Origin of the sequence: Pseudomonas fluorescens (genome assembly GCF_003732425.1) — a bacterium.
Taxonomy (GTDB): domain Bacteria; phylum Pseudomonadota; class Gammaproteobacteria; order Pseudomonadales; family Pseudomonadaceae; genus Aquipseudomonas; species Aquipseudomonas fluorescens_BE.
Genome location: NZ_MOBX01000005.1, coordinates 128,837 through 154,003, shown reverse-complemented (window position 1 = coordinate 154,003; position 25,167 = coordinate 128,837). Strand labels below are relative to the sequence as shown.

The 25,167-nt window shown below is 59.6% G+C and carries 26 protein-coding genes and 1 tRNA gene; 10 read left to right on the top strand and 17 right to left on the bottom strand.

Annotated elements, in window-relative coordinates:
* Window positions 1–22 precede the first annotated feature (22 nt).
* Complete coding sequence (locus BK670_RS08555; RefSeq protein WP_123449410.1) at window positions 23–772, bottom strand: ABC transporter substrate-binding protein; 750 nt, start codon at window positions 770–772, stop codon at window positions 23–25.
* 13 nt (window positions 773–785) lie between these two features.
* On the bottom strand, window positions 786–1,559 hold the full coding sequence (locus tag BK670_RS08550; protein WP_108224284.1) for an ABC transporter ATP-binding protein: 774 nt from the start codon (window positions 1,557–1,559) through the stop codon (window positions 786–788).
* 554 nt (window positions 1,560–2,113) lie between these two features.
* Between BK670_RS08550 and gabP the strand changes: the two genes are divergently transcribed.
* Entirely contained in the window at window positions 2,114–3,505 is a 1,392-nt protein-coding gene (gene gabP / locus BK670_RS08545) for a GABA permease (protein WP_123449409.1), read from the top strand.
* A gap of 69 nt (window positions 3,506–3,574) precedes the next feature.
* Here the strand turns inward: gabP and BK670_RS08540 are convergent, their stop codons facing one another.
* From BK670_RS08540 to BK670_RS08525, 4 genes are all read right to left on the bottom strand, one after another.
* Entirely contained in the window at window positions 3,575–4,027 is a 453-nt protein-coding gene (locus BK670_RS08540) for a hypothetical protein (RefSeq protein ID WP_123449408.1), read from the bottom strand.
* Window positions 4,028–4,033: 6 nt separating this feature from the next.
* Window positions 4,034–4,447: a hypothetical protein gene (locus BK670_RS08535; RefSeq protein ID WP_123449407.1), complete on the bottom strand. Its 414-nt coding sequence runs from the start codon at window positions 4,445–4,447 to the stop codon at window positions 4,034–4,036.
* A 28-nt stretch (window positions 4,448–4,475) separates the two neighbouring features.
* Window positions 4,476–5,450 carry an alpha/beta hydrolase family protein gene (locus BK670_RS08530; protein WP_123449406.1) on the bottom strand — a complete coding sequence of 325 codons (975 nt, stop codon included), beginning with the start codon at window positions 5,448–5,450 and terminating at the stop codon, window positions 4,476–4,478.
* A gap of 68 nt (window positions 5,451–5,518) precedes the next feature.
* Window positions 5,519–6,577 (bottom strand): PDDEXK nuclease domain-containing protein, encoded by a 1,059-nt coding sequence (locus tag BK670_RS08525; RefSeq protein WP_123449405.1) that lies wholly within the window; start codon window positions 6,575–6,577, stop codon window positions 5,519–5,521.
* A gap of 259 nt (window positions 6,578–6,836) precedes the next feature.
* Between BK670_RS08525 and BK670_RS08520 the strand changes: the two genes are divergently transcribed.
* A complete protein-coding gene (locus tag BK670_RS08520; RefSeq protein ID WP_123449563.1) occupies window positions 6,837–7,286 on the top strand; it encodes a carboxypeptidase regulatory-like domain-containing protein in 450 nt (149 codons plus the stop codon).
* Between the two features lie 76 nt (window positions 7,287–7,362).
* Window positions 7,363–7,653, top strand: coding sequence for a YceK/YidQ family lipoprotein (locus BK670_RS08515; RefSeq protein ID WP_110720657.1), 291 nt, complete (start codon window positions 7,363–7,365; stop codon window positions 7,651–7,653).
* Here the strand turns inward: BK670_RS08515 and BK670_RS08510 are convergent.
* From BK670_RS08510 to BK670_RS08485, 6 genes are all read right to left on the bottom strand, one after another.
* A complete protein-coding gene (locus BK670_RS08510) occupies window positions 7,650–8,003 on the bottom strand; it encodes a hypothetical protein (protein ID WP_123449404.1) in 354 nt (117 codons plus the stop codon). The two genes, BK670_RS08515 and BK670_RS08510, sit on opposite strands and share 4 nt — an antisense overlap.
* Window positions 8,004–8,128: 125 nt before the next feature.
* Window positions 8,129–8,204 (bottom strand) — tRNA-Phe (locus BK670_RS08505).
* A gap of 104 nt (window positions 8,205–8,308) precedes the next feature.
* Window positions 8,309–8,581 (bottom strand): oxidative damage protection protein, encoded by a 273-nt coding sequence (locus tag BK670_RS08500; RefSeq protein WP_016772129.1) that lies wholly within the window; start codon window positions 8,579–8,581, stop codon window positions 8,309–8,311.
* Window positions 8,578–9,645: an A/G-specific adenine glycosylase gene (gene mutY / locus BK670_RS08495; protein WP_123449403.1), complete on the bottom strand. Its 1,068-nt coding sequence runs from the start codon at window positions 9,643–9,645 to the stop codon at window positions 8,578–8,580. The genes BK670_RS08500 and mutY overlap by 4 nt, the downstream gene beginning before the upstream one ends.
* Window positions 9,642–11,867, bottom strand: a complete 2,226-nt coding sequence (locus BK670_RS08490; RefSeq protein WP_123449402.1) for an AsmA family protein — start codon at window positions 11,865–11,867, stop codon at window positions 9,642–9,644. Before BK670_RS08490 ends, mutY begins: the two co-directional genes overlap by 4 nt.
* A gap of 78 nt (window positions 11,868–11,945) precedes the next feature.
* A complete protein-coding gene (locus BK670_RS08485) occupies window positions 11,946–12,350 on the bottom strand; it encodes an acetyl-CoA sensor PanZ family protein (RefSeq protein WP_123449401.1) in 405 nt (134 codons plus the stop codon).
* A gap of 224 nt (window positions 12,351–12,574) precedes the next feature.
* Between BK670_RS08485 and BK670_RS08480 the strand changes: the two genes are divergently transcribed.
* The 7 genes from BK670_RS08480 (at window position 12,575) to BK670_RS08450 (ending at window position 18,400) form a co-directional block, all read left to right on the top strand.
* Window positions 12,575–14,239 (top strand): OFA family MFS transporter, encoded by a 1,665-nt coding sequence (locus tag BK670_RS08480; protein ID WP_123449400.1) that lies wholly within the window; start codon window positions 12,575–12,577, stop codon window positions 14,237–14,239.
* A 273-nt stretch (window positions 14,240–14,512) separates the two neighbouring features.
* A complete protein-coding gene (hisB, locus tag BK670_RS08475; protein WP_007909204.1) occupies window positions 14,513–15,106 on the top strand; it encodes an imidazoleglycerol-phosphate dehydratase HisB in 594 nt (197 codons plus the stop codon).
* Complete coding sequence (hisH, locus tag BK670_RS08470) at window positions 15,106–15,744, top strand: imidazole glycerol phosphate synthase subunit HisH (RefSeq protein ID WP_007909206.1); 639 nt, start codon at window positions 15,106–15,108, stop codon at window positions 15,742–15,744. The genes hisB and hisH overlap by 1 nt, the downstream gene beginning before the upstream one ends.
* On the top strand, window positions 15,745–16,002 hold the full coding sequence (locus BK670_RS08465; protein ID WP_008005317.1) for a DUF2164 domain-containing protein: 258 nt from the start codon (window positions 15,745–15,747) through the stop codon (window positions 16,000–16,002).
* Window positions 16,003–16,044: 42 nt separating this feature from the next.
* Entirely contained in the window at window positions 16,045–16,782 is a 738-nt protein-coding gene (gene hisA / locus BK670_RS08460; protein ID WP_003220753.1) for a 1-(5-phosphoribosyl)-5-[(5-phosphoribosylamino)methylideneamino]imidazole-4-carboxamide isomerase, read from the top strand.
* Between the two features lie 9 nt (window positions 16,783–16,791).
* Window positions 16,792–17,562 (top strand): imidazole glycerol phosphate synthase subunit HisF, encoded by a 771-nt coding sequence (hisF, locus tag BK670_RS08455; RefSeq protein WP_007909211.1) that lies wholly within the window; start codon window positions 16,792–16,794, stop codon window positions 17,560–17,562.
* An 82-nt stretch (window positions 17,563–17,644) separates the two neighbouring features.
* Window positions 17,645–18,400 (top strand): substrate-binding periplasmic protein, encoded by a 756-nt coding sequence (locus BK670_RS08450; RefSeq protein ID WP_123449399.1) that lies wholly within the window; start codon window positions 17,645–17,647, stop codon window positions 18,398–18,400.
* Here BK670_RS08450 and BK670_RS08445 read toward each other — a convergent pair.
* From BK670_RS08445 to gpmI, 5 genes are all read right to left on the bottom strand, one after another.
* Window positions 18,381–19,754, bottom strand: coding sequence for a Vps62-related protein (locus BK670_RS08445; protein WP_123449398.1), 1,374 nt, complete (start codon window positions 19,752–19,754; stop codon window positions 18,381–18,383). The genes BK670_RS08450 and BK670_RS08445 overlap by 20 nt on opposite strands.
* A 118-nt stretch (window positions 19,755–19,872) precedes the next feature.
* Window positions 19,873–20,649: a divergent polysaccharide deacetylase family protein gene (locus BK670_RS08440; protein ID WP_123449397.1), complete on the bottom strand. Its 777-nt coding sequence runs from the start codon at window positions 20,647–20,649 to the stop codon at window positions 19,873–19,875.
* A gap of 2 nt (window positions 20,650–20,651) precedes the next feature.
* Window positions 20,652–21,971: a S41 family peptidase gene (locus BK670_RS08435; RefSeq protein ID WP_123449396.1), complete on the bottom strand. Its 1,320-nt coding sequence runs from the start codon at window positions 21,969–21,971 to the stop codon at window positions 20,652–20,654.
* Window positions 21,972–22,005: 34 nt separating this feature from the next.
* The gene (locus BK670_RS08430; protein ID WP_123449395.1) at window positions 22,006–23,292 is read right to left on the bottom strand and encodes a murein hydrolase activator EnvC family protein; all 1,287 of its coding nucleotides are present in this window, start codon (window positions 23,290–23,292) and stop codon (window positions 22,006–22,008) included.
* Window positions 23,293–23,544: 252 nt separating this feature from the next.
* The gene (gene gpmI / locus BK670_RS08425; RefSeq protein WP_123449394.1) at window positions 23,545–25,074 is read right to left on the bottom strand and encodes a 2,3-bisphosphoglycerate-independent phosphoglycerate mutase; all 1,530 of its coding nucleotides are present in this window, start codon (window positions 25,072–25,074) and stop codon (window positions 23,545–23,547) included.
* Window positions 25,075–25,167: the final 93 nt, after the last annotated feature.

Sequence of the window (25,167 nt, the reverse complement as noted above, 5' to 3'; positions counted from 1 at the left end):
GCGCCAGTCCCACAGGTCAGGATCAATAGATGCTGAACGGGAAGTACTTGTCGTTGATCTTCTTGTAGGTGCCGTCGGCGACGATTTCCTTCAGGGCGGCGTTCAGCTTCTCACGCAGCGGGTCGCCTTTGCGCACAGCGATGCCGATCTTGTCGCTTTCTACAACAGCATCGCCTTTGAACTCGTAGTTCTTGCCGGCGTCGCTTTTCAGCCAGTCATAGTTGGCGTACTTGTCGGCGAGGATGGCGTCGACACGACCGGAAGTCAGGTCGAGGTAGGCGTTTTCCTGGGTGTCGTAGAGGCTGACCTTGATGTCGTCGGCGTAGGTGTCTTCCAGCCAGGTGCCGGCCAGGGTCGCACGCTGGGTACCGATGGTCTTGCCCTTGAGCGAGTCCTTGTCGGTTTTGAAGTCGACGTTTTTCGGCGCGATGAACTGCAGCTTGTTCGAGTAGTACGGCTCGGTGAAGTCCACCGCTTGCTTGCGTTCGTCGGTGATCGACAGCGAGGAGATCAGGAAGTCGAACTTCTTCGCGTTCAGGGCCGGGATGATGCCGTCCCAGTCGGAAGTGACCACGGTGCATTCGACTTTCATCTTCGCGCAGAGGGCGTCGCCGATGTCTTTGTCGAAGCCGACCACGTTGCCGCTGGCGTCTTTGTTGTTGAACGGCGGGTACGCCGCCTCGATGCCCATCTTCAGGGTCTCGGCCATGGCACCGGCGCTGAACGCGAGGGTGACGGCGGCGGCCAGGAAGACCTTTTTAAAATTCTGCATGCATGTTGCTCCGTTAGCGGTTGCTGGACATGAATTGTTTGCAGCGCGCCGAAAGCGGGTTTTCGAACACCTGCTGAGGCGATCCTTGCTCTTCTATAAGGCCCTGATGAAGGAACACCACTTCGCTGGAGACCTGACGGGCGAAGCCCATTTCGTGGGTCACGAGCAGCATGGTGCGACCTTCTTCGGCCAATGCGCGGATGACACTAAGTACTTCCTGAACCATTTCCGGGTCAAGGGCCGAGGTGGGCTCGTCGAACAGGATCACCTTCGGCTGCATTGCCAGCGTGCGGGCAATCGCCGCGCGCTGTTGCTGACCGCCGGACAATTGCGCCGGGTAAGCGTGGCGCTTGTCGGCGATGCCGACCTTGGCCAGCAGCGCTTCGGCGACTTCGATGGCCTCGGCCTTGCTCTGGCCGAGCACGCGACGCGGTGCCTCGATGATGTTGTCGAGGATGCTCATGTGCGGCCACAGATTAAAGTTTTGAAACACAAAACCAATCTCGGAGCGCAGGCGGTTGATCTGTTTGCCGTCGGCGGCAACCAGTTCGCCATTTTTGGCGGATTTGAGCTTGAGTTCTTCACCGGCCACCAGAATCTGGCCCTGGTGCGGGTTTTCCAACAGGTTGATGCAACGCAGGAACGTGGACTTGCCGGAACCGGAGGAACCGAGGATCGAGATCACATCGCCGTCGCGGGCGGTCAGCGAGATGCCTTTGAGCACCTCAAGCTGTCCGTAGCGTTTGTGCAAGTTGCGGATTTCAAGCGCGGGCGTGGCCTCAGCCATGTGCGTTCCTCATATATGTTGCGCTCCTGCTGTTGGATGGCCTTCCTGGCGAGGCGGCCAAGCTAGCATAGCGTTTCAATGGCAGCCAACAGCGCTACGAGCGGTTAACGGGTGGCGTGTGGCAGGTTGTCGCATCGGCACAGCAGACTGTCGCCCCATCAACAACCGAACGGGTGTTTGATCGTGCAAACCCGTGGGTGTCGCGTAAAAAAAGGCGCGATGTTGCCAGCTTTGGCGGGGTGTTGGAAGCGCTATCCGGCCGAACGTTCCTGATTCGCCCTTTTATTGTGCATCCCACACTTTTTCAGTGTGTTTCTGGTGCGCTGTTTCGTTTGAAAAGTGAGTCGCAGGGTAACGCTCTGGCGGATTGCCATTAAATCCAAGGACTTGCGATGACTGTCCGGTCGCGCGCAAAGCCGCGGCACAGAAGAGTTTGAAACATTTTGGCGCAAAACTTGCGTGCAGAATAAGGAACGCCCCGTTGGTTTCTTTTTACGAGAAAGAAAATGCCAGACGGGCCGGACGCAATCGCTTTCCTCGCAAAGGTAGTTTCGATGAGCAGTACCCCAAGCTCCAATGGCCTCGAACAGGGGCTCAAACCGCGTCATGTGACCATGTTGTCGATCGCCGGTGTAATCGGCGCCGGTCTGTTCGTTGGCTCCGGCCATGCCATCGCTGCCGCCGGCCCTGCCGTGCTGCTGGCTTACGCCGCCGCCGGTACCCTGGTGGTGTTGGTGATGCGCATGCTCGGCGAAATGGCTGTTGCCTCGCCGGATACTGGTTCGTTTTCGACCTACGCCGACCGTGCCATCGGGCATTGGGCCGGTTTCACCATCGGCTGGCTGTACTGGTGGTTCTGGGTGTTGGTGATTCCGCTGGAAGCCAACGCCGCCGCGACCATTCTCCATGCATGGTTCCCGAGCGTAGGGATCTGGGCGTTTGCACTGGTCATTACCCTGCTGCTGACCGTCACCAACCTGTTCAGTGTGAAGAATTACGGCGAGTTCGAATTCTGGTTCGCGCTGATCAAGGTGCTGGCGATCATCGGCTTCATCATCCTCGGCCTGGCGGCGATCTTCGGCTTCCTGCCGAATAGTCAGGTTAGCGGTGTGTCGCACCTGTTCGACAGCGGCGGCTTCCTGCCAAACGGCATGGGCGCGGTGCTGGGCGCAATCCTGACTACCATGTTCTCCTTTATGGGTACCGAGATCGTCACCATCGCGGCCGCGGAATCGAAGAACCCGGGCAAGCAAATCTCCAAGGCTACCAACTCGGTGATCTGGCGGATCGGCCTGTTCTACCTCGTATCGATCTTCATCGTTGTGGCCCTGGTGCCTTGGAACGATCCTACGCTGGCCAACCTCGGTTCCTACCAGACCGTGCTTGAACGCATGGGCATCCCTAACGCGAAAATGATCGTCGACATCGTGGTACTGGTCGCGGTGACCAGCTGCCTGAACTCGGCGCTGTACACCTCGTCGCGCATGCTCTTCTCCCTCGGCAAACGTGGCGATGCACCGGCCATGTCGACTCGCACCAACAAAAGCGGCACGCCTTACTGGGCGGTGATGCTGTCCACCGGCGCGGCATTCCTCTGCACCTTCGCCAACTACGTGGCCCCGGCGGCGGTGTTCGAGTTCCTGCTGGCCAGCTCCGGCGCCATCGCACTGCTGGTGTACCTGGTGATCGCCTTCTCGCAACTGCGCATGCGCAAACAGCGCATGGCCCGTGGCGAGAAAATCGTCTTCAGCATGTGGCTGTTCCCGGGCCTGACCTACGCGGTAATCATCTTCATCGTCGCGGCCCTGACCATCATGCTGTTCCAGGAAGCGCACCGCGTGGAAATCCTCGCGACTGGCTTGCTAAGTCTGATGGTGGTGGCTGCCGGCCTGCTGGTGGCACGCCGTCGCAAGCTGGAAAAACGTGGCGCGGTGGTGTTGAGCTGATCCGTAACGCGTAATGCAAAACGGCCGCTGTCAGTGATGACGAGCGGCCGTTTTGTTTGTGAGCGGGGTTTATTCGCTCTTGTCTTCCTGGGTGTCCACCGACTTGCCGTAAGCATCCAGCGCCACCCCGAAATCGGTGATGAACTGTGGTTCGCTCAGCCAGGCCTGGGCGGTTTCGATGTCCATGCCGTCGGCCCACATGCGGTAGTCGATCAGCATGTCAGCGGCCAGGTGGGTGGCGGCCATGCCTTCGTTATCGGCGTTTTCCATGTCCAGCAGTTCTGGATGATCAACGATGATGAACGCCAGTTCGCGCAGCAGCGTCAGCAGCATCTCGTTGCGGCTGACGGCTTCGGCGTCGCGCATTTTGCTGAACATCGCCAGGGTGTAATCCGGGATCGGCTCGGCGAGATGGCCGAGGTCGTCGTCCTGGTCCAGCGGCTTACGGCCGACCATACGGATGTGCTTGGCTTTGGCCTTGGCGCGTTTGGCGCGTTTCTGTTGTTTGTTCAGGGATGCCATGGGAACTCAGTTCTTCTGTTGGGTTTGTGCGGCGATCGCGTCGGACGCCGCCACATAGTCGGCCTGGAAGGCCGGGGATTCGATCCACGCCAGCGCGCCGGCCTCGTCGGTTTCCTGCGACCACTGGCGATACTCAATCAGCGCGGCGAGGATGAAGTCCATCGCGCCTTCTTCGCCTTCCTGCTCGTAGACCAGTTCCAGCAGCGGGTCTTCGAGGAACGCGGTGCACAGGGCTTGCTGGCTGATCTTCTCGGCGTCGATCATTTTCTTGAACAGTTCGGTCAGGTCCACCGACTCGAAGTCGATGCGGTCATCGTTCGGGTCGAGTTCGACCGGCGCCTCGGCGCGTTTGCTGCGGTTCTGCTTGGCCTTGGTCTTGGCCCGGGCGGCGCGTTTTTGCTGCTTGTTGGCGGAGGCCATGGTGTGTTCCGTCGTGCGTTGAAAGGGTTCAGCTGCGCGGCACTGGCCGCCCGGGTGTGTCGGGGGCCAACTCGCCGGTTTGCAGCCAGGTCAGAGCGATGGGCCATAGTGTGGCTTGGTACGCGCTGCGAAAAAAGGCGAAATGTCCGACTTGTTGTTCGCCGATGTCCTGCGGCTCGATGCGCAGGTGAGTTTTTGCAGCGTTTGCGAAGTAACCGAGCAGGCGTTCGATGGCCGGGATTGTGCCGTAAGGGTCGTCGCTGATGCTGATGGCCAGGGTTTGCGCGCGGACATTGGCGAAGGGCAGGGTGCCGTGCTTTTTTATCAGTGCGCGACCGCTGGGTCGCCGTTCGTAACGCGCGGCAGGCGTGCTCCAGTCGCGCACAACGCCCGTTGGCGTGTCCTCCAGCCAACCGAGGCGTTTGCCGGGGAAGAAGCCGCAGAGCAGCGTCAGCAACGGCATCACCACATGCCATTTGCCGAACATGCGCCAGCGCTGTTCGGGGGCGTAATCGCGCCAGTAGGCAAACTGTGCGCCGACGGTGACCAGCCGTCGGATAACCCGACCGGACTCGCCCAGCCCCGCCGCGCAGCCGCCGAAGCTATGGCCGACTACATCGATGGGCTGACCGGGAAATTCCCGTTGCGCGCGTTTGAGCATCGCTTCGAAATCCAGCGCGCCCCAATCTGTCCAGGAGGCGTTCAAGCCTTTGATCGAAGTGGATCGTGATTCGCCGATGCCACGGTAGTCGTAGGTCATGACGTCGAAGCCATTGGCGAACAGGTAAGCCGCGAAGCGCGAGTAGTGGCGACAGCGAACAGATGTAGCAGCGTTGATGATGACGACTGGGCGCTTGGCTTCGGGCGGGGAATGGCACCAAGTGAAACCGCCCAGTACAACGCCGTCGGCGGCAGCTTCCTTGAAAGGATCACCTTGCGTTGCAGCCAAAGTCGGCGACCTTGACTGCACATCCTGCGTTGTGGGCATGTCCTGACAGCTCATGACGCTCGACCTTGGCGGGTAAGCTGCCAACGATAGTCTCCGTGACGCCCGACAACAACGCGCAGGTTTTATTCAGTGAATTGAGTGAGCATGCGCTCTTCGATCAAGGCCTGTTCACGATTGAGTTCTGCGCGTAGTTCTTCTTCACTCGGCAGGATCGTCTTGTAACTGCTGGCGAACAGTTGTTCATTGCCATTGAGCATCGAGTAGCGCGCCACCGAATCGTTGCTCTCGGCAGACAGAATGATGCCCACAGTCGGCTTGTCGCCCTCGCTGCGCATGAGCTCGTCGTACATGCGCACATACATGTCCATCTGCCCGACATCGCGGGCACTGAGCTTGCCGCGTTTAAGGTCAATGATCACAAAGCATTTGAGCAGGTAGTTGTAGAACACCAGATCGATGTACAGATCGACGCCGTCGGTACTAATGCGTTGTTGGCGGGCGACAAAGGAAAAGCCTTTGCCCAGTTCGAGCAGAAAGCCCTGCAGGTGGTCGATAAGGGCTTGCTCGAGACTGCTTTCCCGGACTTTTCCTGCTGACGGCAGACCGAGGAATTCAAGCATGACCGGGTCGCGAATGAATTCACGCGGATTGCATTTCATGGCGTCGATGTTGGTGGTGGCTTCTTCGATCACATCGGCTTTGTCTCGACTCATGAGGAGTCGTTCGTAGTAAAGCGTAAGGATCTGGCGATCGAGGGCGCGGCTTGACCAGTTCAGGTTGGCGCATTCGTCCATGTACCAAAGGCGTGCCTTTTCATTGGTTACCCCCAAAAGCCGACGATAGTGGGTCCAGCTCAATTCGTGACGCAGTGCGTCACGAATTGGAAACGCCTGATAAAAGAGGCGCATATAGCGCAGATTGGAAGCGTCAAACCCCTTCCCGAACTGCGCCGTCAGATCCTTCGCCAACAAGACCAGCAGCTGTTTTCCATAGCCCGCACGCTGGGCACCCTGCTGTTCAAACTCGACAATATGCCTGCCGATCTGCCAGCAGGTCTGCACTTGAATCGTGTCCACCGCACGCAGCACTTTTTGCCGCGCCTGACGAATCAACTCGCCAAGCTCCCCCAGCAATGAATCGATTTTCGGGTCTTGCGTGTCAGCAGGTTTTCGCGGGCTCATCGGCTCTTCCACATCGCTGGAAACAGGTCTCAAAGCATGCCAAGAGTCGCCGCGCAGGTATGTCGGGCGAGCCGGTGATAGGGGAAGGAAGAAGGGTTTGATGTTGCAGGACGTTGCCGTTGAAAGATGCGTCAGAGAGTAATGGTCTGTAGTCCATTTCGTACACGCGCCAAGTTCCAAACAATCTAAAACCCGCCCCGGTACGCAAAATCTAAAAGAAGTAACGGTTGGGTTCTATAAGAACCCGGGAGTCGTGATCGTGAAACGCGTTCTTTCATTCATGCTGCCCATCGCCGCAGTCGCTGCATTGCTGTTTCCGGTGATGTTGCAGGCAGCCAGTCTTGAGCCCATCGACAGTGCCGGGGTGCAAGTTCAGCAGCAACAACAGAACGGCGTCACTTATCTGGCCGGCGGGATCGGTGAGGATGAGGCGAAGGCCATTCAACAAAGCAGCGGTTACAACCTGCACATGACGTTCGCTGTGGGCGCGCAAGACGAGTACACCGCTGATGTCGATGTAACGATTGAAACGTCTTCAGGGCAAACCGTACTTACGCTTAACCAGACGGGCCCGCTGGTGTACGTGCAATTGCCACCTGGTAAGTACACGGTGGTGGCCACGCGTAAAGGTGAAGCGCGCCACGACGTGACCGATGTTGGCAGCGGCACCCCGCGCAATCTGGTGTTCCACTGGAATGACGCTGGATAGCGATAGGTGTGATGGCAGAGTTGAGGCGCGGGTACAATCCCGCGCCTCATCTTTTGTGACGTAGGGAAGCGCTGGTTTGAAAGGGATTTTGCGTGCTGTTGGTGTAGCCGGCCTGGTTTTGCAGTTGGCTGGTTGCGGAACGTTTATCGGGCGTTTGAATGATGGTTTGTCCGATGCCCAGTATTACCGAGGAGTGGATGGCAATCTTCATCTGCTGGGTGTCCGTGGTGGCGGCAGCGATGGCATGCCGGCGGCGATCGTCTGTTACATGATGATTGTCTGCCCGCTCATCACCGTCGTATCCCTGCCAGTGGATGCCGCGCTGGACACGGTGCTGCTGCCTGTCGATTACATCAATACGCTTTAGGTTTTCTTTGCGCGGCGTTTGCGATTCGCTGGGTTCGACGGCTTCTGCACTTTGCGGTAGATCCACACGCCGAACACCGCAATTGCCAGCAGCAACACCATGACGACGCCTTGCCGCACAAATTCAAACCAGAACCGCCGGGGTTGCTCGGCCAAGGTGTAGGTGCTGCGCGGGCCACGGTTGGTGGTGGTGATGGAGCCGCTGATCCAGCTGTCGATCAGCATCCAGATTGATGCACCGATGGCGAAGGCAATCAGGACGACAAAGAGCACGGTCAGCCAGTAACTCGTGCGGCTCGGACGATAGGGTGGCGGATGAGGCAGGGGGACGCGGGTTCGTTTCTGGTTCATCGCGGGGATGACCCTCTTCCGTAAGGGGTCGCCAAAATAGCGCGTATTCAGCTGACTGAAACAGTACTCACCCAATCGCAGGCATAAAAAAACCCTGAATCTTGCGATTCAGGGTTTTCGGTATTTGGTGCCCAGAGACGGAATCGAACCGCCGACACGGGGATTTTCAATCCCCTGCTCTACCGACTGAGCTATCTGGGCAACGGGGCGCATTAAAAGGGTTTTTCGGATTTACGTCAACGACTTTTTTAAAATTTCTTAAATTAATTCCGTCGCTTACGATCCGGCCCCCGATTCTGCCGGGTTTACTCAGCAGGCGGAACGTAGCCTTCGGCCTTGGCGTATTCCTCGCCGGAGAAGTACTTGTCCATTTCGCCCTGAAGATATTTGCGGTCTTCGGCGTTCATCATGTTCAGACGTTTTTCGTTGATCAGCAGGGTTTGGTGTTTCTGCCAGTCAGCCCAGGCCTTGGCCGAGACGTGGTCAAAAATATCCTGACCTTTGGCGCCCGGGAAAGGAGCGCGTTCCAGCGCGGGCAGTTCTTCTTTGTACTTGCGGCACATTACGGTGCGGGTCATGGCGACTCTCCTGCATTCAAGACGGCGGCCGCGCGTTCGAGCAAGGTTTTGACCGGGGCGGCGAGGCCCAGGCGCGGCGGGGTGGCGAGGTTATACCAGAGCCAGTCGGCCTCGGCCACGTGATGGCTGGCCTCCTGCACCTGCACCAGCCAGGGTTCGATGGACAGCTGGAAGTGGCTGAACGTGTGCACGAGGCTCGGCAGCGCCTGCTGCTCGCCCATGGTCAGCGAGTGCTGATCGGCAAGATGTTGCAGGTCATCGAGGTCGTCGAGTTCCGGCAGGCTCCACAGACCGCCCCACAAACCGCTGGAAGGGCGACGGTAAAGCAGAATCGCGCCTTCGCCGTTGGCGAGCATCGGCATCATCGTGCGCTTCTGCGGGATGGCTTTGCGCGGCTTGGGAATCGGGTAGCGGGTTTCGAGGCCGAGCATATGCGCTTCGCAGCCACGTTCCAGCGGACACAGCAGGCAGCTCGGCTTGCTGCGGGTGCAGAGTGTTGCGCCAAGATCCATCATCGCCTGGGTGTAGGCGTTGACCCGATCATGCGGCGTAAAGCGCTCAGCGGTGGCCCACAGCTGTTTGGCGACCTTCGGCTCGCCGGGGTAGCCCTCTTGCGCGGTAAAGCGCGCCAGCACGCGTTTGACGTTGCCGTCGAGGATCGGCGCGCGCAGGCCCATGCTGATGCTGGCGATGGCGCCAGCAGTGGACAGGCCAATGCCCGGCAGATCGGTGAGCTTTTCGACGTCACGCGGAAACTCGCCGCCGTACTGGCTGACGACGATCTTCGCGGTCTTCTGCAGATTGCGTGCACGGGTGTAGTAACCCAAGCCCGTCCACAGGTGCAGCACTTCGTCTTCCGGCGCCTCGGCCAGCGCTTCGACCGTCGGCAGCGCGGCCATGAAACGGTCGAAGTAATTGAGCACGGTGCTGACCTGGGTCTGCTGCAACATGATCTCCGACACCCACACCCGATACGGGTTGATGTCCTGCTGCCAGGGTAAATCGTGGCGGCCGTGGCGGTCGAACCAATCCAGCACCGCCGTGGAAAACTGCTCCGCTCTCATCGCTTGAACAGCCCCTTCAATGCGTTTTTCAGTTCCGGGCTGACTTTGTCGCCCAGTTTTTCATCGATCTTTTCACTGAGTTTGTCACCGGCCATTTTGGTCGCGACCTGACCGAGGCGGTCATTGTCGACGCGGCAGGCCTTGGCGCCCAGTTCCAGCGGGCCACGGCAGCGCAGTGGCCACTCGATGCCGACAAATTTTTCGCCGACCTGACAGGCTGGATCCGACATGGCGCTGGTGTCGCCTTCGACGATGATGCCGACGCGGTAATCCATGCCGAGTACGCGCAAATCGATGTCGCCATCACCGTTAACGGTCATGCCGGGGATGCGCACTTTCAGGTCCGGGTTGCTGGCGATGCCGTTACGGAAGGTCAGGTTGCCCTTGAGTTCCTGGAACGGCGTGTCTTTGCCCCGTGGCTCGCCGCTGAGGGTTTTGCGGTTGAGCGTGGCGATGCCTTTGCACAATTGCTGTTCAAGGTTGGCGTTGAGCAGCACGCCGTTGTTGATCACGAAACTAGCGTTGCCGTTCAGCGTGTCGACCAGCGCCTGCTGGCTGTTGCCGCTGCCGGTCACGTTGCTGGTGAGGGTCACCAGACCTTTGACGGGCGGGTTCTTGCCTTGGCTTTCGAGGATTTTTTCCACCGGGACCCGGTTGAGCCTGGTCTGCAGATTCAGCACCGGTGCGCTTGGGCGCACATCGAGGGTGCCGTTGGCTGCAAAACCACCGTTGTACAACTCACCACTCAGGTTGCTCAGGGTCAGCAAGCCGCCCTGGCCGGTGGCCTTGAGCGCTGCGTTCTGGATCGGCAGTTTGTCGAGGGTCAACTGGCCGAAGGTCAGATCGGCGTCCACGTCGAGTTTGGCCAGGCGTTCAACCGGCAGCAGACGCTCGGTGCTCCAGGCGGTTTTGCTCGGTTTGTCCGGCAGCGGCGTGGAGCCGGCACCGGCCATCGCATCGGCTTCGGTGCTGGCGACTTCGGCCTGACGCACTTGCGTGGCGCTGTTGGCTTGCGCCGATTTCGGTGGCAGGTAGCGGTCGACGTTGAACGTGTCAGCCTTGAGGATCGCCCGCAGCGACTGCTTGGCGAAATCTTCGACGGCGATACGGCCGCTGAAGCTGCTGTCGTCCAGTTTCAGGTTGATATTGTCGAACGCGATGCTGGTTGGCGTGGCTGCCACGCGGCTGACCAGTTCGACTTTGCTCAGGCTGCCTTCGGCCATGGCCGGCAGTTTCTGGCCAATGCTGTCGACGAATTTCGCCAGATCGAACTGGGCGATGGAGATGCCGCCGGTGATCTGTGGAGTCTTGTCGAGGTCGTTGGCTTTCAGCTCGCCCAAGGCGCGCAACTGGTTGGCGGAGATCTTGATGCCCGTCCATTCGGCGACGTTCGCCGCTTTATCCAGGGATAACTGGCCCTGAGCTGCGAATGTCATGGTTTTGCCTTGCAGCGGATCGCCGGCCAGTTCGCCGGACAGCTTCATGTCTTCGAACCTGTAGCGTTGCAGTGCGCGCTCGATGCGCAACTCGCCAGTGAGCTCGGTACGCACGCGCAGGACAGGCTGGTTGGTGCCGAGGAATGCCGTGGCCTTCACCGGAATATTCGTCGAATCGTGTACCGGCCCCGTGCTCAGCTGGATGCTTTCGGCGCTGAACTGCTTGCCGGTCTGCTCGTCATTGTATTCAACGCGCGCGTTGTTGACGGTCAGGCTGTCGATGTCGAGGCGAATTGGCTGCGGCGGTTTTTCCGGTTGGGCAGGCGCCTCTGCAGTGGTTGCGCTGGCAGGTGCCGGGCTGTCGGCAGGGGCGGCAGCTGGCGGCACCTTGCCGATGTCTTCCCAGTTGCCGTGGCCGTTCTTGTCGCGTTTGAGGCGCAGATTCAGGCCTTCAACACGCACGTCGCTCATTTGCACTTCGCGGCGCAACAGCGGCAGCACGCGCACGGACAGGCCGAGCATCTGCAGATCGGCATACGGTTCGGTCGGATTGATCAGGGTGGCGACGCTGGCCTCGTGCAATTCCAGGCCGAGCCATGGGAACAGGCTCCAGCCGATGTCGCCATTGAGCGTCAACTCGATGTGGGCCTTGTCGCGGGCTATCTGGCGAATCTCGTCTTTGTAATCGTTGGGATCGAAGAGGTGGGTCAGGGCAAAACCTGCCGCCACAATGATCAGCAACAATCCAAGAAGTACCAGACCCAGGATTTTGCCGAACGCTTTCATGGGCGAGTCCTTGTAGTTAGTCGAATTCGTAATTTAGCCGGGGAGTATAGCGCTGCAACTGCCCGGTTCGCTGTGACGTCATGTTTCCAGTACCTCCAGCGGGACGTGTAACTTCGCTGCGATTGCCTGGGCTTCAGGATGCCCGGCAGGTGCCAGCAGGCGCAGTTCAGCCCCCGCTTGCGACGCCATTTTCTGTGCTTGGTTCACCAGTCGTTCCGCGACTCCGCGGCGGCGGGTAACTTTTCGTACGCATAAATGGGACAAGTACCAAACGTCTTGGTGCCTCTGCAGGCACGCGGCGCCAAGCAGGCGGTCGTTGAAGCGTCCGGCAATGAAACGCCCCTCAGCGAGGGCGCTGTCGATCAGATCATTTTCACCGGAAAACGGCGCAAACAGCCCGTCCGGCGCGTCGCGATAAATCTTCCGCAAATCCTCCTGGTCCTGATAATTGGCGGCGTTCAGCGCTTGTACGACGATCGGCATGGCGTTTTCCTGAGTGATACGAGATCAGACGACAGAAAAAAGGTGATATCAGTTTGGTTTTTCTGTCACGTGCAAATGGTAACCTTCGCCCGTTCGTCCGTCCTTCTGCGACTTAACGTCGCGCCTTCAAGGAGCTTCATCCAAAAAAACGGTCATGCCTGCGTGCATAAAGGCCGGGGGTGAACAGTGGCTGGCGAACCATACTAATAATTGGGGGATACACAATGAGCACGAGCATCACGGCGGACGGCCTCAAAGCCGATCAGCCCGCGTTCCTGTCCAAGGAACGCATCATCGCCAAGCCCGGTTTCAACCGTTGGCTAGTCCCACCGGCCGCTCTGGCCATCCACCTGTGCATCGGCATGGCCTATGGCTTCTCGGTGTTCTGGTTGCCGCTGTCCAAGGCGCTAGGCGTAACCGCTCCGGTGGCTTGCGCACCGGACATGAGCTTCATCGCACAAGTGTTCTCGTCGCAATGCGACTGGCCGATCTCGATGCTTGGCTGGATCTACACGCTGTTCTTCATCTTCCTCGGCTGCTCGGCAGCGATCTGGGGCGGCTGGCTGGAACACGCCGGGCCACGCAAGGCTGGCGTTGTCTCGGCACTGTGCTGGTGCGGCGGTCTGCTGATCTCGGCGCTGGGTATTTATACTCACCAGATCTGGCTGATGTGGATCGGCTCCGGCGTGATCGGCGGTATCGGTCTCGGCCTGGGCTATATCTCGCCGGTTTCGACCCTGATCAAGTGGTTCCCGGACAAGCGCGGCATGGCCACTGGCATGGCAATCATGGGCTTCGGTGGCGGCGCGATGGTCGGTGCACCACTGGCAACCGCGCTGATGAGCCACTTCGCTTCGCCGACCGGTGTCGGCGTCTGGCAGAGCTTCGTGGCCATGGCCGCGATCTACTTCGTGTTCATGATCGGTGGTGCTCTGGCTTACCGCGTTCCGCCAACCGGCTGGAAGCCTGAAGGCTGGACCGCTCCGGCGAAGAAAGCCTCGAACTCGATGATCACCCACCGTCACGTGCACGTGAATGTGGCGTGGAAAACTCCGCAATTCCGTCTGGTATGGCTGGTGCTGTGCCTGAACGTATCTGCGGGTATCGGCATTCTGGGCATGGCTTCGCCGCTGCTTCAGGAAGTGTTCGGCGGCAAATTGCTGGGTGTTGATGTGCCGTTTGGCCAGCTCGACGCCGGTCAACTGGCTTCGATCGCCGCGATTGCCGCCGGTTTCACCGGTCTGCTGAGCCTGTTCAACATCGGTGGCCGCTTTTTCTGGGCTTCGTTTTCGGACTACCTGGGCCGCAAAAACACTTACTTCGTGTTCTTCGCTCTGGGTTTTGCCCTGTACGCGCTGATTCCGAACATGGGCCATCTGGGTAACGTTGCGCTGTTCGTGGCGGCGTTCTGCATCATCCTGTCGATGTACGGCGGTGGTTTTGCGACCGTTCCGGCGTATCTGGCCGACCTGTTCGGTACGCAGATGGTCGGTGCGATCCACGGTCGTCTGTTGACTGCCTGGGCTGCGGCTGGCGTGCTCGGTCCGGTGCTGGTGAACTACCTGCGTGAATATCAGCTGAGCATCGGCGTTGAACGCGCTGCCGCTTACGACATCACCCTGTACATCCTCGCCGGCCTGCTGGTGCTGGGCTTCCTGTGCAACCTGATGGTCCGTCCGGTGGCTGACAAATACTTCATGACTGACGCTGAACTGGCCGCCGAACAGGCGCTGGGTCACGACAAAGGTGCTGACGCCAGCACCGTTCTGGAGTGGAAAGCCGCACCGGGCAGCAAGCCGCTGGCAATCGCTGCGTGGCTGGTGGTAGGTATTCCGTTGGCGTGGGGTGTGTGGGTGACCCTGCAGAAGACGGCGGTATTGTTTCACTAAGGTGTTAGCTGCATAAACACCGAACCTGTGGGAGCGAGCCTGCTCGCGAAGACGGAGTGTCAGTCGACATAAATGTTGGCTGACCCACCGCATTCGCGAGCAGGCTCGCTCCTACATTTGTTTTTGGGGTGCCTGTAATGGCTTGTATGGACATGTCTACCTGCGACAGCCGGGCGTTCTATCCGTCAGCCATCTCACCTCTCGTGTTTCTGTTTGCTTCCTGCGTGCCTATAATGGCTGCCTTTTTCGCCCAATGATTTTGCGGAGCTGGTGATGGCCGAACGTAAGGCGTCTGTCGAGCGCGACACTCTGGAAACCCAGATCAAAGCCTCGATCAACCTTGATGGCACCGGAAAGGCCCGATTCGATATCGGTGTACCTTTTCTTGAGCACATGCTGGATCAGATCGCCCGTCACGGGTTGATCGACCTGGATATCGAATGCAAGGGCGATCTGCATATCGACGACCACCATACGGTGGAAGACGTCGGTATCACCCTCGGCCAGGCATTTGCCAAAGCCATTGGCGATAAAAAAGGCATCCGTCGCTACGGCCATGCCTACGTACCGCTCGATGAAGCGCTGTCGCGCGTGGTGATCGACTTCTCCGGTCGTCCGGGCCTGCAGATGCACGTGCCGTACACCCGCGCCACCGTGGGCGGCTTCGACGTTGATCTGTTCCAGGAATTTTTCCAGGGCTTCGTCAACCACGCACTGGTCAGCCTGCACATCGACAACCTGCGTGGCACCAACACCCACCACCAGATCGAAACCGTGTTCAAGGCTTTCGGCCGCGCGCTGCGCATGGCCGTCGAGCTGGATGAGCGCATGGCCGGGCAAATGCCATCGACCAAAGGCGTTCTCTAATGCAGACGGTTGCAGTTATCGACTACGGCATGGGCAACCTGCACTCGGTGGCCAAGGCCCTCGAGCACGTCGGCGCCGGTAAAGTGCTGATCACCAGTGATGCGGCGGTGATTCGCGAAGCTGACCGCGTGGTGTTCCCCGGTGTTGGCGCGATTCGCGATTGCATGGCGGAGATCCGTCGCCTCGGCTTCGATTCACTGGTGCGTGAAGTCAGCCAGGATCGTCCGTTCCTCGGCATTTGTGTCGGCATGCAGGCCTTGCTCGATACCAGCGAAGAGAACGACGGTGTCGACTGCATCGGCCTGTTCCCGGGCGCGGTGAAGTTCTTCGGCAAAGACCTGCATGAAGACGGCGAACACTTGAAAGTCCCGCACATGGGCTGGAACGAAGTGAAGCAGAAGGTCAGCCACCCGCTGTGGCATGACATTCCGGACATGGCGCGTTTCTACTTCGTGCACAGCTACTACATTGCTGCCGCCAATGCGCGGCAAGTGGTGGGTGGCGGTCACTACGGTGTCGATTTTGCTGCAGCGTTGGCCGATGGCTCGCGTTTCGCCGTGCAGTTCCACCCGGAGAAGAGCCATACCCATGGCCTGCAATTGCTGCAGAACTTCGCCGCTTGGGACGGTCGCTGGTAAATGGCCGTCAAAAAGAAACCGCCGATCCTGACCCTCACTCCCGAACAGGAGAGTGAGGCCAATCACAAGATCAAACGCTTCATGGAGGATCGTTTCGAACTCGACCTCGGATCGTTCGAAGCGGCGGAAATTCTTGAGCTGTTTACCCGCGAAATTGCTCCGCACTATTACAACAGGGCGATTTTCGATGTGCAGACCCACCTCAAAGAGCGGTTTGAAAGCATCGAAAGCGACCTGTGGGCGCTCGAGAAAAACTGATTTCCGAGCCAAGCTGAACATTCAAATTTGAAGGTTTGCCAGATGCTGATTATTCCCGCTATCGATCTTAAAGACGGTGCCTGCGTACGTCTGCGCCAGGGCCGCATGGAAGATTCCACGGTGTTCTCCGATGACCCGGTGAGCATGGCTGCCAAGTGGGTGGAGGGCGGTTGCCGCCGTCTGCATCTGGTCGATCTGAACGGCGCATTCGAAGGCCAGCCGGTCAACGGCGAAGTGGTTACCGCGATCGCCAAGCGCTACCCGACCCTGCCAATCCAGATCGGCGGCGGCATCCGATCGCTGGAAACCATCGAGCACTACGTCAAGGCCGGCGTGAGCTACGTGATCATCGGCACCAAAGCCGTTAAAGATCCGGCGTTCGTTGCTGAAGCCTGCCGTGCGTTCCCGGGCAAGATCATTGTCGGGCTGGATGCCAAGGACGGTTTCGTCGCCACCGACGGCTGGGCTGAAATCAGCACTGTGCAGGTCATCGATCTGGCCAAGCAGTTTGAAGCCGACGGCGTGTCCTCGATCGTTTATACCGACATCGCCAAAGACGGCATGATGCAGGGCTGCAACGTACCGTTCACCGCTGCGCTCGCCGCTGCCACAAAGATCCCGGTGATCGCTTCCGGCGGCATCCACAATCTGGGTGACATCAAGTCGCTGCTCGACGCCAAAGCGCCAGGCATCATCGGCGCCATCACCGGCCGGGCGATTTACGAAGGCACCCTCGACGTCGCCGAAGCGCAAGCTTTCTGCGATTCGTACCAAGGCTGAGGACTGACCATGGCGCTGGCCAAACGCATCATCCCTTGCCTGGACGTGGACAACGGCCGGGTCGTCAAAGGTGTGAAGTTCGAAAACATTCGCGACGCCGGTGATCCGGTGGAAATCGCCCGTCGTTACGACGAGCAGGGTGCCGACGAGATTACTTTTCTCGACATCACCGCCAGCGTCGATGGCCGCGACACCACGCTGCATACTGTCGAGCGCATGGCCAGCCAGGTGTTCATTCCCCTGACCGTGGGCGGTGGCGTACGGACCGTGCAGGACATCCGCAACCTGCTGAATGCCGGTGCGGACAAGGTCTCGATCAATACCGCAGCGGTGTTCAACCCGGAATTCGTCGGTGAAGCTGCGCAGCATTTCGGCTCGCAGTGCATCGTTGTCGCCATTGACGCGAAGAAGGTCTCCGGCCCGGGCGAAACCCCGCGCTGGGAAATTTTCACCCACGGCGGGCGCAAGCCAACCGGCCTCGACGCGGTCGAGTGGGCGAAGAAGATGGAAGGCCTCGGTGCCGGCGAGATCCTGCTGACCAGCATGGATCAGGACGGCATGAAAAACGGTTTCGACCTCGGCGTCACCCGCGCGATCAGCGATGCGCTGGGTATTCCGGTGATCGCCTCCGGTGGCGTCGGCAATCTGCAGCATCTGGCCGACGGCATCCTCGAAGGCCACGCCAGCGCGGTACTGGCGGCGAGTATTTTCCACTTCGGCGAATACACCGTGCAGGAAGCCAAGGCCTACATGGCCAAACGCGGCATAGTGATGCGTTAAGCGTCAAATTCCATACAGGCCAGTGGACACCATGGCGCACCCAAGGCACTCTTGGGCACGCCATGGATTCCGGTAGCCCGACATGATCAAACGCCTGCTTCTTGTTCTCGCCAGTGCTTCTTTGTTGCTGGTCAACACGGCCCGTGCCGAGGACAGTCCCGACACCGATCTGGTGCTCCTTACCGAAAACTTCCCGCCGTACAACATGGCGAAGAATGGCAAGAATTTCGCCCAGGGCGAGAACATCAACGGTATCGCCACCGACATCGTGCGTGAGATGTTCCGGCGCTCCGGCCTTACTTACAGCCTGACCCTGCGTTTTCCCTGGGAGCGCGTATACAAGCTGGCGCTGGAAAATCCCGGTTACGGGGCCTTTGTGATGGCACGTCTGCCGGATCGCGAGAAGCTTTTCAAATGGGTCGGGCCGATCGGTCCGGACGACTGGATCATGTTGGCCAAGGCTGACAGCAAGATCACCCTCGAAACCCTCAATGACGCGCGCAAGTACAAGATCGGCGCCTACAAGGGCGATGCCATTGCCGAGACGCTGACCAAGCAAGGTTTGAAGCCAGTGGTCGTGCTGCGCGATCAGGACAATGCGAAGAAGTTGGTCAACGGTCAAATCGACCTGTGGGCGACGGGGGATCCTGCCGGGCGTTATCTGGCGCGGCAGGATGGTGTGACAGGGCTCAAGACCGTGCTGCGCTTCAACAGCGCCGAGTTGTATCTGGCACTGAACAAAGACGTTTCCGACGAAGTCGTCGCCAAGCTTCAGGCTGCGCTGGAGCAGATGCGCAAGGACGGTGTCATTGAAGAGATCATGGGGCGTTATTTGTAGTCGTCGGTAACTCTGTCTGCACTGGCGCCGCTGGGATTTCGTTAGCTGTGACAGACGCCTCAACTGGGTCTGGCGCGGGCGCTTCCTCCGCAGACAAGGCTGGCGCAGCCGGCTCCTGTGGCGTGTACGTGCTGAAGTGCAAGCTGTTAGCGTCGGTGTAACTGATGACGCTGGTCACGTGCGTACCGTCCGCGCGCAAGAGCGCGTAGTCACTTTGCATCAGATAGACCGCCAGCGAACTGTTTTTGGCCATGGCTGCGGCTATTTCAATCGGCGTCCGGTTGAGCCAGTCATTCGAGTGAACTTCGCACTGGGTAAAATCATTATTCAAGCGCGCCGAAAACAGGAAGGGCCGGGTCACGCTGCTTTTCCATTGAGCGCCAAACTCGATCGAGGTGAGATTGCTGAATGTGCGCAGGTCTTCTGGGCTCTGGGCCCGGGGAGCGGTCCAGCGTATCAACCGGTTTTCGTTTTCCCCGTTATAACGATGGCATACGAGTTGATACTGATCCGTGCGTTGCAGAACATAGAACGGTGATTCGCGCAGTTGCTCGCGTCGGGACAGGAGCGGATCTTTTACCGCGAACCACGGAAGTCTGGCGGTATGCGTGGATTTCTCAAGCACTGGCAAAGAGGCGGGTGACGCACCTTCAAGGACAGGCGCGGCGGGTCGGGGATTGAATTGCAGCGGGATCTGAATCCGTAGCGAATACACCTGGAAGCTGGCGGGCCTGGAATGACTGTTCCAGCCGACAAAGGTGCCAGGTGCCAGAACAATCTCATTGGATGAAGCAGATGGCGGAATGGCGCTCCAGGTGCCGATGCGTTGTAGTGCCCCGCTGTCTTTGTCGTTCCACACCGGCTCGCTGAGGCCCGAGCCGCTGACAAGGTCGGCGCGGACACAGCGAACGGCGTTGAATGACGGTTTCTCATAGCCGTCGGAGCATACCGATCCCAGTGCGACGTAACCTTCGGGAGGAACGGGGCGCCAGATCGCCCCCTCCCTGTGCGAGCCTGATCCGGCGCTTTTCCAGATCAGTTCGTAGTCTGCGGGCGGGCGCAGCGCTTTGCCTCTGCTGGAATCGGTGCTGGGCGACGGTGCCTCGCAAACCACCGCTACCACGTGCCTGCCGGTGATGTTGCTATGGTCATCACTGGCGACGTCGCCCAATGGAAAATAGCCGGGGAGTACATCGGCGGCAGGGGTGGGGCGCCAGAAGGCGGCCGGTTTCGCCCGTGAACCGCGGGTGTCCCAGACGCGGAGAAACTCCGTCGTGAAGTTGATCAGCAGGTTATCGTGTCGAATGGGTTCCGTTGGGCTGATTGGCGAAGGGGGAGCGTCGTGAGTCGTCATGGTAATTCCTGATAGTCGAAAGGCGACTCGAGGGAGTCGCGACCTGTTGCAGGTCTCACTATCCGGATGTTCGGTGGGCGTCTGGCGGTAACTATGTATTTACAGTCGTGACAATCGGTTACCTGTACACGCCATCTTTGCCATGACCTGCCATGGCGCGATTGCTGCGCACGCTGATCATCTGTTTGATGTCGATCCACTCGATGCCTTGCGCTTTGAGTTTGGGCAACTCGCGCTCCAGCACTGCCAGCGTTTGTGGGTAGGGATGGCCGATCATCACCGCCGAACCTTGCTTGCGGGCCAGGCTGATCGCCGTCTGCAACTGCGTGAAGATGGCTGCCTCGGTACGCTCGTCATCCAGAAACACATCCCGTGAAACACTCGCCAGATTAATCTTCTGTGCCTGCTGCGCCGCAACAGTCTGCGCGCTCGTACGGCTGTCGACGAAGAATTTGTGACGGCGCTGCAACTCGCCCATCAACCACGCCATCGCGATGGGTTGCGCGGTCATGCGGCTGCCCATGTGATTGTTGATACCGGCGGTGTACGGCACCATTTTGAACGCAGCGTTGAGGCGTTTTTCCAGCTCTTCGATCGGCAATTCCGGGTGCCATGCGAACGGCCCGGTGGCCGGATCCATCGGCATGTGCAGGATGACGATCTTGCCGGCGCGATGGGCATCGCGGGCAAATTCGGTGGCGTGGGGAGTATCCGGCATGATCGCCGCAGTCACCGGGCCGGGCAGGGCCAGCACGCGGCGATCCCGGGGCAGGTTCTGCCCCAGGTCATCGATGATCAGTGTCAGGTAAGCTTTGTGTGGCTTTGGGCTGGCGGGCTCTGCGTGAGCAGCACCCGCCAGACAGCACAACAGAACGAAGACGAAACGCAGCGACATCCTCAACGGCCGGACGTGATGCTCAGCCCTTTGAGCAGGCTCAGGGCCTGGGCCAATTGGTAATCGTCATCCTGCGGCATCGCCTTGGCCTTGCTGCCGGAGCCGGTCGGCTTGTCTGCGCCGCCGTTGCCGTTGCCCAGGTGACCTTGCAGGTCGGCTTCCTTGAAGTAATCGCCATCGGCCTCGTTGGTGATCTTGGCCTTGCGCACTTCGATGTCCGGCACGATGCCCTGCGCCTGAATCGAGCGGCCGTTCGGCGTGAAGTACAGCGCTGTGGTGATCTTCAGTGCGCGGTCATTGTTCAGCGGCAACACGGTTTGCACCGAGCCCTTGCCGAAACTGGTGGTGCCCATGACCACCGCGCGTTTCTGATCCTGCAGGGCACCGGCGACGATTTCCGACGCCGAGGCGCTGCCACCGTTGATCAGCACGACCATTGGCACCGCTTCGCTTTCGTCTTTACCGGTGGCAGAGAAGCGCAGTTCGGAGTTGGCGATGCGGCCTTTGGTGTAGACGATCAGGCCTTTGGTGATGAAGTGGTCGACCACTTCCACCGCTGCCTGCAACACGCCGCCCGGGTTGTTACGCAGGTCGAGAATGATGCCGTTAAGCTTCTTGCCGTTGTCCTTGCGCAGCTTGGCCAGGGCCTTGGAGACCTCTTCGCCGGTCTTGACCTGGAACTGGGTGATACGGATGTACGCATAGCCGGTTTCCAGCAGCTGCGCCTTGACGCTCTTCACCTGGATCACTGCACGTGCAAGGGTCACGTCGAACGGGGTGCCGCCGTCGCGTACCAGGGTCAGGGTGATTTTCTGGCCGATCTTGCCGCGCATTTTGTCCACGGCTTCGGTCATGGTCTGGCCGCGGGTCGGCTGGCCGTTGATCTTGACGATGAAGTCACCAGCCTGGATGCCGGCCTTCGACGCCGGGGTGTCATCGATTGGCGAGACGACTTTGATGAAACCGTCTTCGGCGCCGACTTCGATGCCCAGGCCGCCGAACTCACCGCTGGTGCTTTCCTGCAGCTCGGTGAAATCTTCAGGGCCAAGATAAGCCGAGTGCGGATCGAGGTTGCTGAGCATGCCCTTGATCGCGTTTTCCAGCAGAGTCTTGTCGTCCACCGGTTCGACGTAAGCGGCTTTGATCCGGTCCATGACCTCGGCAAAGGTGCGCAACTCTTCCAGCGGCAGCGGCGCCTTGGAAGTTGCGGCAGTGCCTGCCGGAGCGACAGCCGGAGCCGGTTGAGCGGCGAACGCCAGAGGCGCGCCGATCACCAGAGCGATCGTCAGGGCCAGCGAGGTAAGACGGGACAAATGCAGCATGTCGAACGAACTCCTAATGTTGGTGACTCAACGCCTATCCTTGCGCGCGGCACCATTGCGCCGGGTCACTCGGGTGACCCTGCTGACGAATTGCGAAATACAGCGCAGGTGTGTCCTGGCCGCCACTGTTACCGACAGTGGAGATGGACTCACCGGCTTTTACCACGTCACCGGCCGACTTGAGCAGCGTCTGGTTGTGACCGTAAAGACTCAAAAAGCCGTTGCCGTGATCGAGGATCACCAGCAGCCCGGCACCGCGCAGCCAGTCGGCGAACACCACGCGACCACCGTGTACGGCATGCACCTGGCTGCCGGCTGAGGCGCTGATCATCACGCCGTCCCACTTGGTGCGGGCGTCGTCGCCACGGGATTCGCCGAAGCGTGCCAATAGTCGACCATCAACCGGCCACGGAAGTTTTCCCCGGGTTGCAGCAAAAGGACCACCGAAGGTCTCGCCGCTGCTGGAGACCAGCGCGCCGGGAGTGGATCTGGCGGGTTTTCGTGGGGCGTCGCTGTTTTCAGCCTGCGCCTCACGCAAGCGCTTTTTTTCCGCTTCCTGCTGGGCGATCAGCGCTTTCTGCCGCGCTTCTTCTGCCTCACGGGCCTGGCGGGCCAGGGTTTCTTCAATGGTTTTAAGGACTTTAGACAGGTCTGCCTGATCTTGCTCGCGAGCGGCGAGTTTCTGGTCGCGGGCCTTCACGTCATCGTTAAGCTTGGCGAGCACCTGCTGGCGTTCCTTGCGGACATTTTCCAGTTCGTCGCGCTGGGTATCGAGGCTGCTTTTCTGCACCAGCAATTGCGCCTGCTGGGCGGCAATGTCTTTTTCGACATTGGCCAGTTGGCGCAGGGTTTCGTTGAAGTTCTTCAGCTGTTCCAGGCGGGCCTGGCTCAGGTAATCGTAATAGGTGAGGGTGCGGGCGAATTTCTCGGGATTCTGCTGGTTGAGCAGCAGCTTGAGGTATTCCTGCCGACCGTTCTGATAGGCCGCGCGGGCCTGAATGGCGATCAGTCGCTGCTGTTCAGTGCGCGCGCTCTGGAGTTTTTTTTTCTCTGCATCGAGCCGCTGCAGCTCGGATTCGCTTTTCTGCAGCTCTTTCTGCAGCGCATCGACCTGCTTCTGCAACTTGCCCAGCTCGGTTTCAGTGCCCTTGAGCTCCTTCTGTACGCCGGACTTCTCTTCCTGGACCTTGCTCAGCAGCTTTTTCAGCTCGGCAATGTCCTGACGCGTGGCGTCCAACTGTTGTTGGGTTTGCGTGCGCTCGTCAGCGAAAGCCGGTTGGAGCAGGCAGGTCAGAGCAAGGGCGATCAGGACGCGAAGCATAGGGGCGGGCGGCACCAGGGTAAGGGACGGCCTAGTATGCCCGCCCGAGGCTGCAAAAAAAACGCCCAATTGGGACTGTGTGATAACTGGCTGAAGATACAGCTAAAAATAATCTCTGAAACCACCATAAACCACTGTGGGAGCAGGCCTGCCAGCGATGGCGTCTGCACATTCAACATAGTCGTTGGCTGTCAGATTGCTATCGCTGGCAGGCCAGCTCCCACAGGTATTGCGGTGTTTCGGTTATTCGGGTCAGACCAGAATCGAAGTGCCGGTCATTTCCTTCGGTTTTTCCAGACCCAGCAGCTTCAGCATGGTCGGTGCCACGTCCGCCAGTACGCCGCCTTCGCGGACCTTGAGGTCACGCTTGCCGACATAAATGAACGGCACCGGCTCGGTGGTGTGAGCGGTGTGCGCCTGACCAGTGGATTCGTCGGCCATTTGCTCGACGTTGCCGTGGTCGGCGGTGATCAGTGCTTCGCCGCCAACCTTCTCCAGCGCCTCGACGATGCGACCGACGCAGGTGTCGAGGCATTCCACAGCCTTCACTGCAGCGTCGAACACGCCGCTGTGGCCGACCATGTCGCCGTTGGCGTAGTTGACCACGATCACGTCGTAACGCTGGTTTTCGATGGCGTCGACGATGCGGTCGGTGACCTCGGGGGCGCTCATTTCCGGCTGCAGATCGTAGGTAGCTACTTTCGGCGACGGAATCAGGATGCGCTCTTCGCCGGGGAACGGTTCTTCACGACCACCGGAGAAGAAGAAGGTCACGTGTGCGTATTTCTCGGTTTCAGCGATGCGCAGTTGGGTTTTGCCGTTCTTCGCCAGGTAATCGCCGAGGACGTTTTCCAGGCTGCCCGGGGCGAACGCCGACGGTGCAGGAATGCTCGCTGCGTATTGGGTCAACATGACGAAACCGGCCAGTTTTGGCTGGCGTGCGCGTTCGAAGTCCTTGAAATCGTCTTCGACGAACACGCGAGTCAGTTCGCGGGCACGGTCGGCGCGGAAGTTCATGAACACCACGGCGTCGCCGTCTTCGACTTTTACCGGCTCACCGATGGTCGTGGCTTTGACGAATTCGTCGCTCTCACCACGCGCATAAGCAGCTTCCAGGCCTTCCTGGGCCGAGGCGGCGTGGAATTCGCTGTTGCCGTCGACGATCAGGTTGTACGCCTGAGCGACACGATCCCAGCGGTTGTCACGGTCCATGGCGAAGTAGCGGCCGATGATGCTGGCGATGCGGCCTTTGCCGAGTGCCTGGAACGTCGCATCGAGCAGCTCGATCGACGACGCAGCGCTTTTTGGCGGCGTGTCACGGCCATCGAGGAAAGCGTGCAGGTAGATTTTTTCGGCGCCGCGCTTGAAGGCCAGTTCGGCCATGGCGATCAGGTGGTCCTGGTGGCTGTGCACGCCGCCATCCGACAGCAGGCCCATGAAGTGCACGGCTTTACCGGCAGCCACGGCTTTATCCACAGCGGCGCAGATCGTCGGGTTCTCGAAGAACTCGCCGTCGCGGATCGCTTTGGTCACGCGGGTGAAGTCCTGATACACCACGCGGCCGGCGCCTAGGTTCATGTGGCCGACTTCGGAGTTGCCCATCTGGCCGTCCGGCAGGCCGACGTCCATGCCGCTGCCCGAGATCAAGCCGTTCGGCACGGTGGCCCACAAGCGATCGAGAACAGGCTTCTTCGCCGCAAAAACGGCATTGGATTCGGGGCTGTCGCTGTGACCGAAGCCGTCGAGAATCATCAGGACCAAAGGTTTAGGCGTGGTAGTCATGGAATCCACTCGTGGCTAATAAAGAAGAGGGCGATGGAAAAGGGAGTTGGAGTTTAAAGCTAAGTTCCGACCGCGTCACCGCCGGACGGGGTT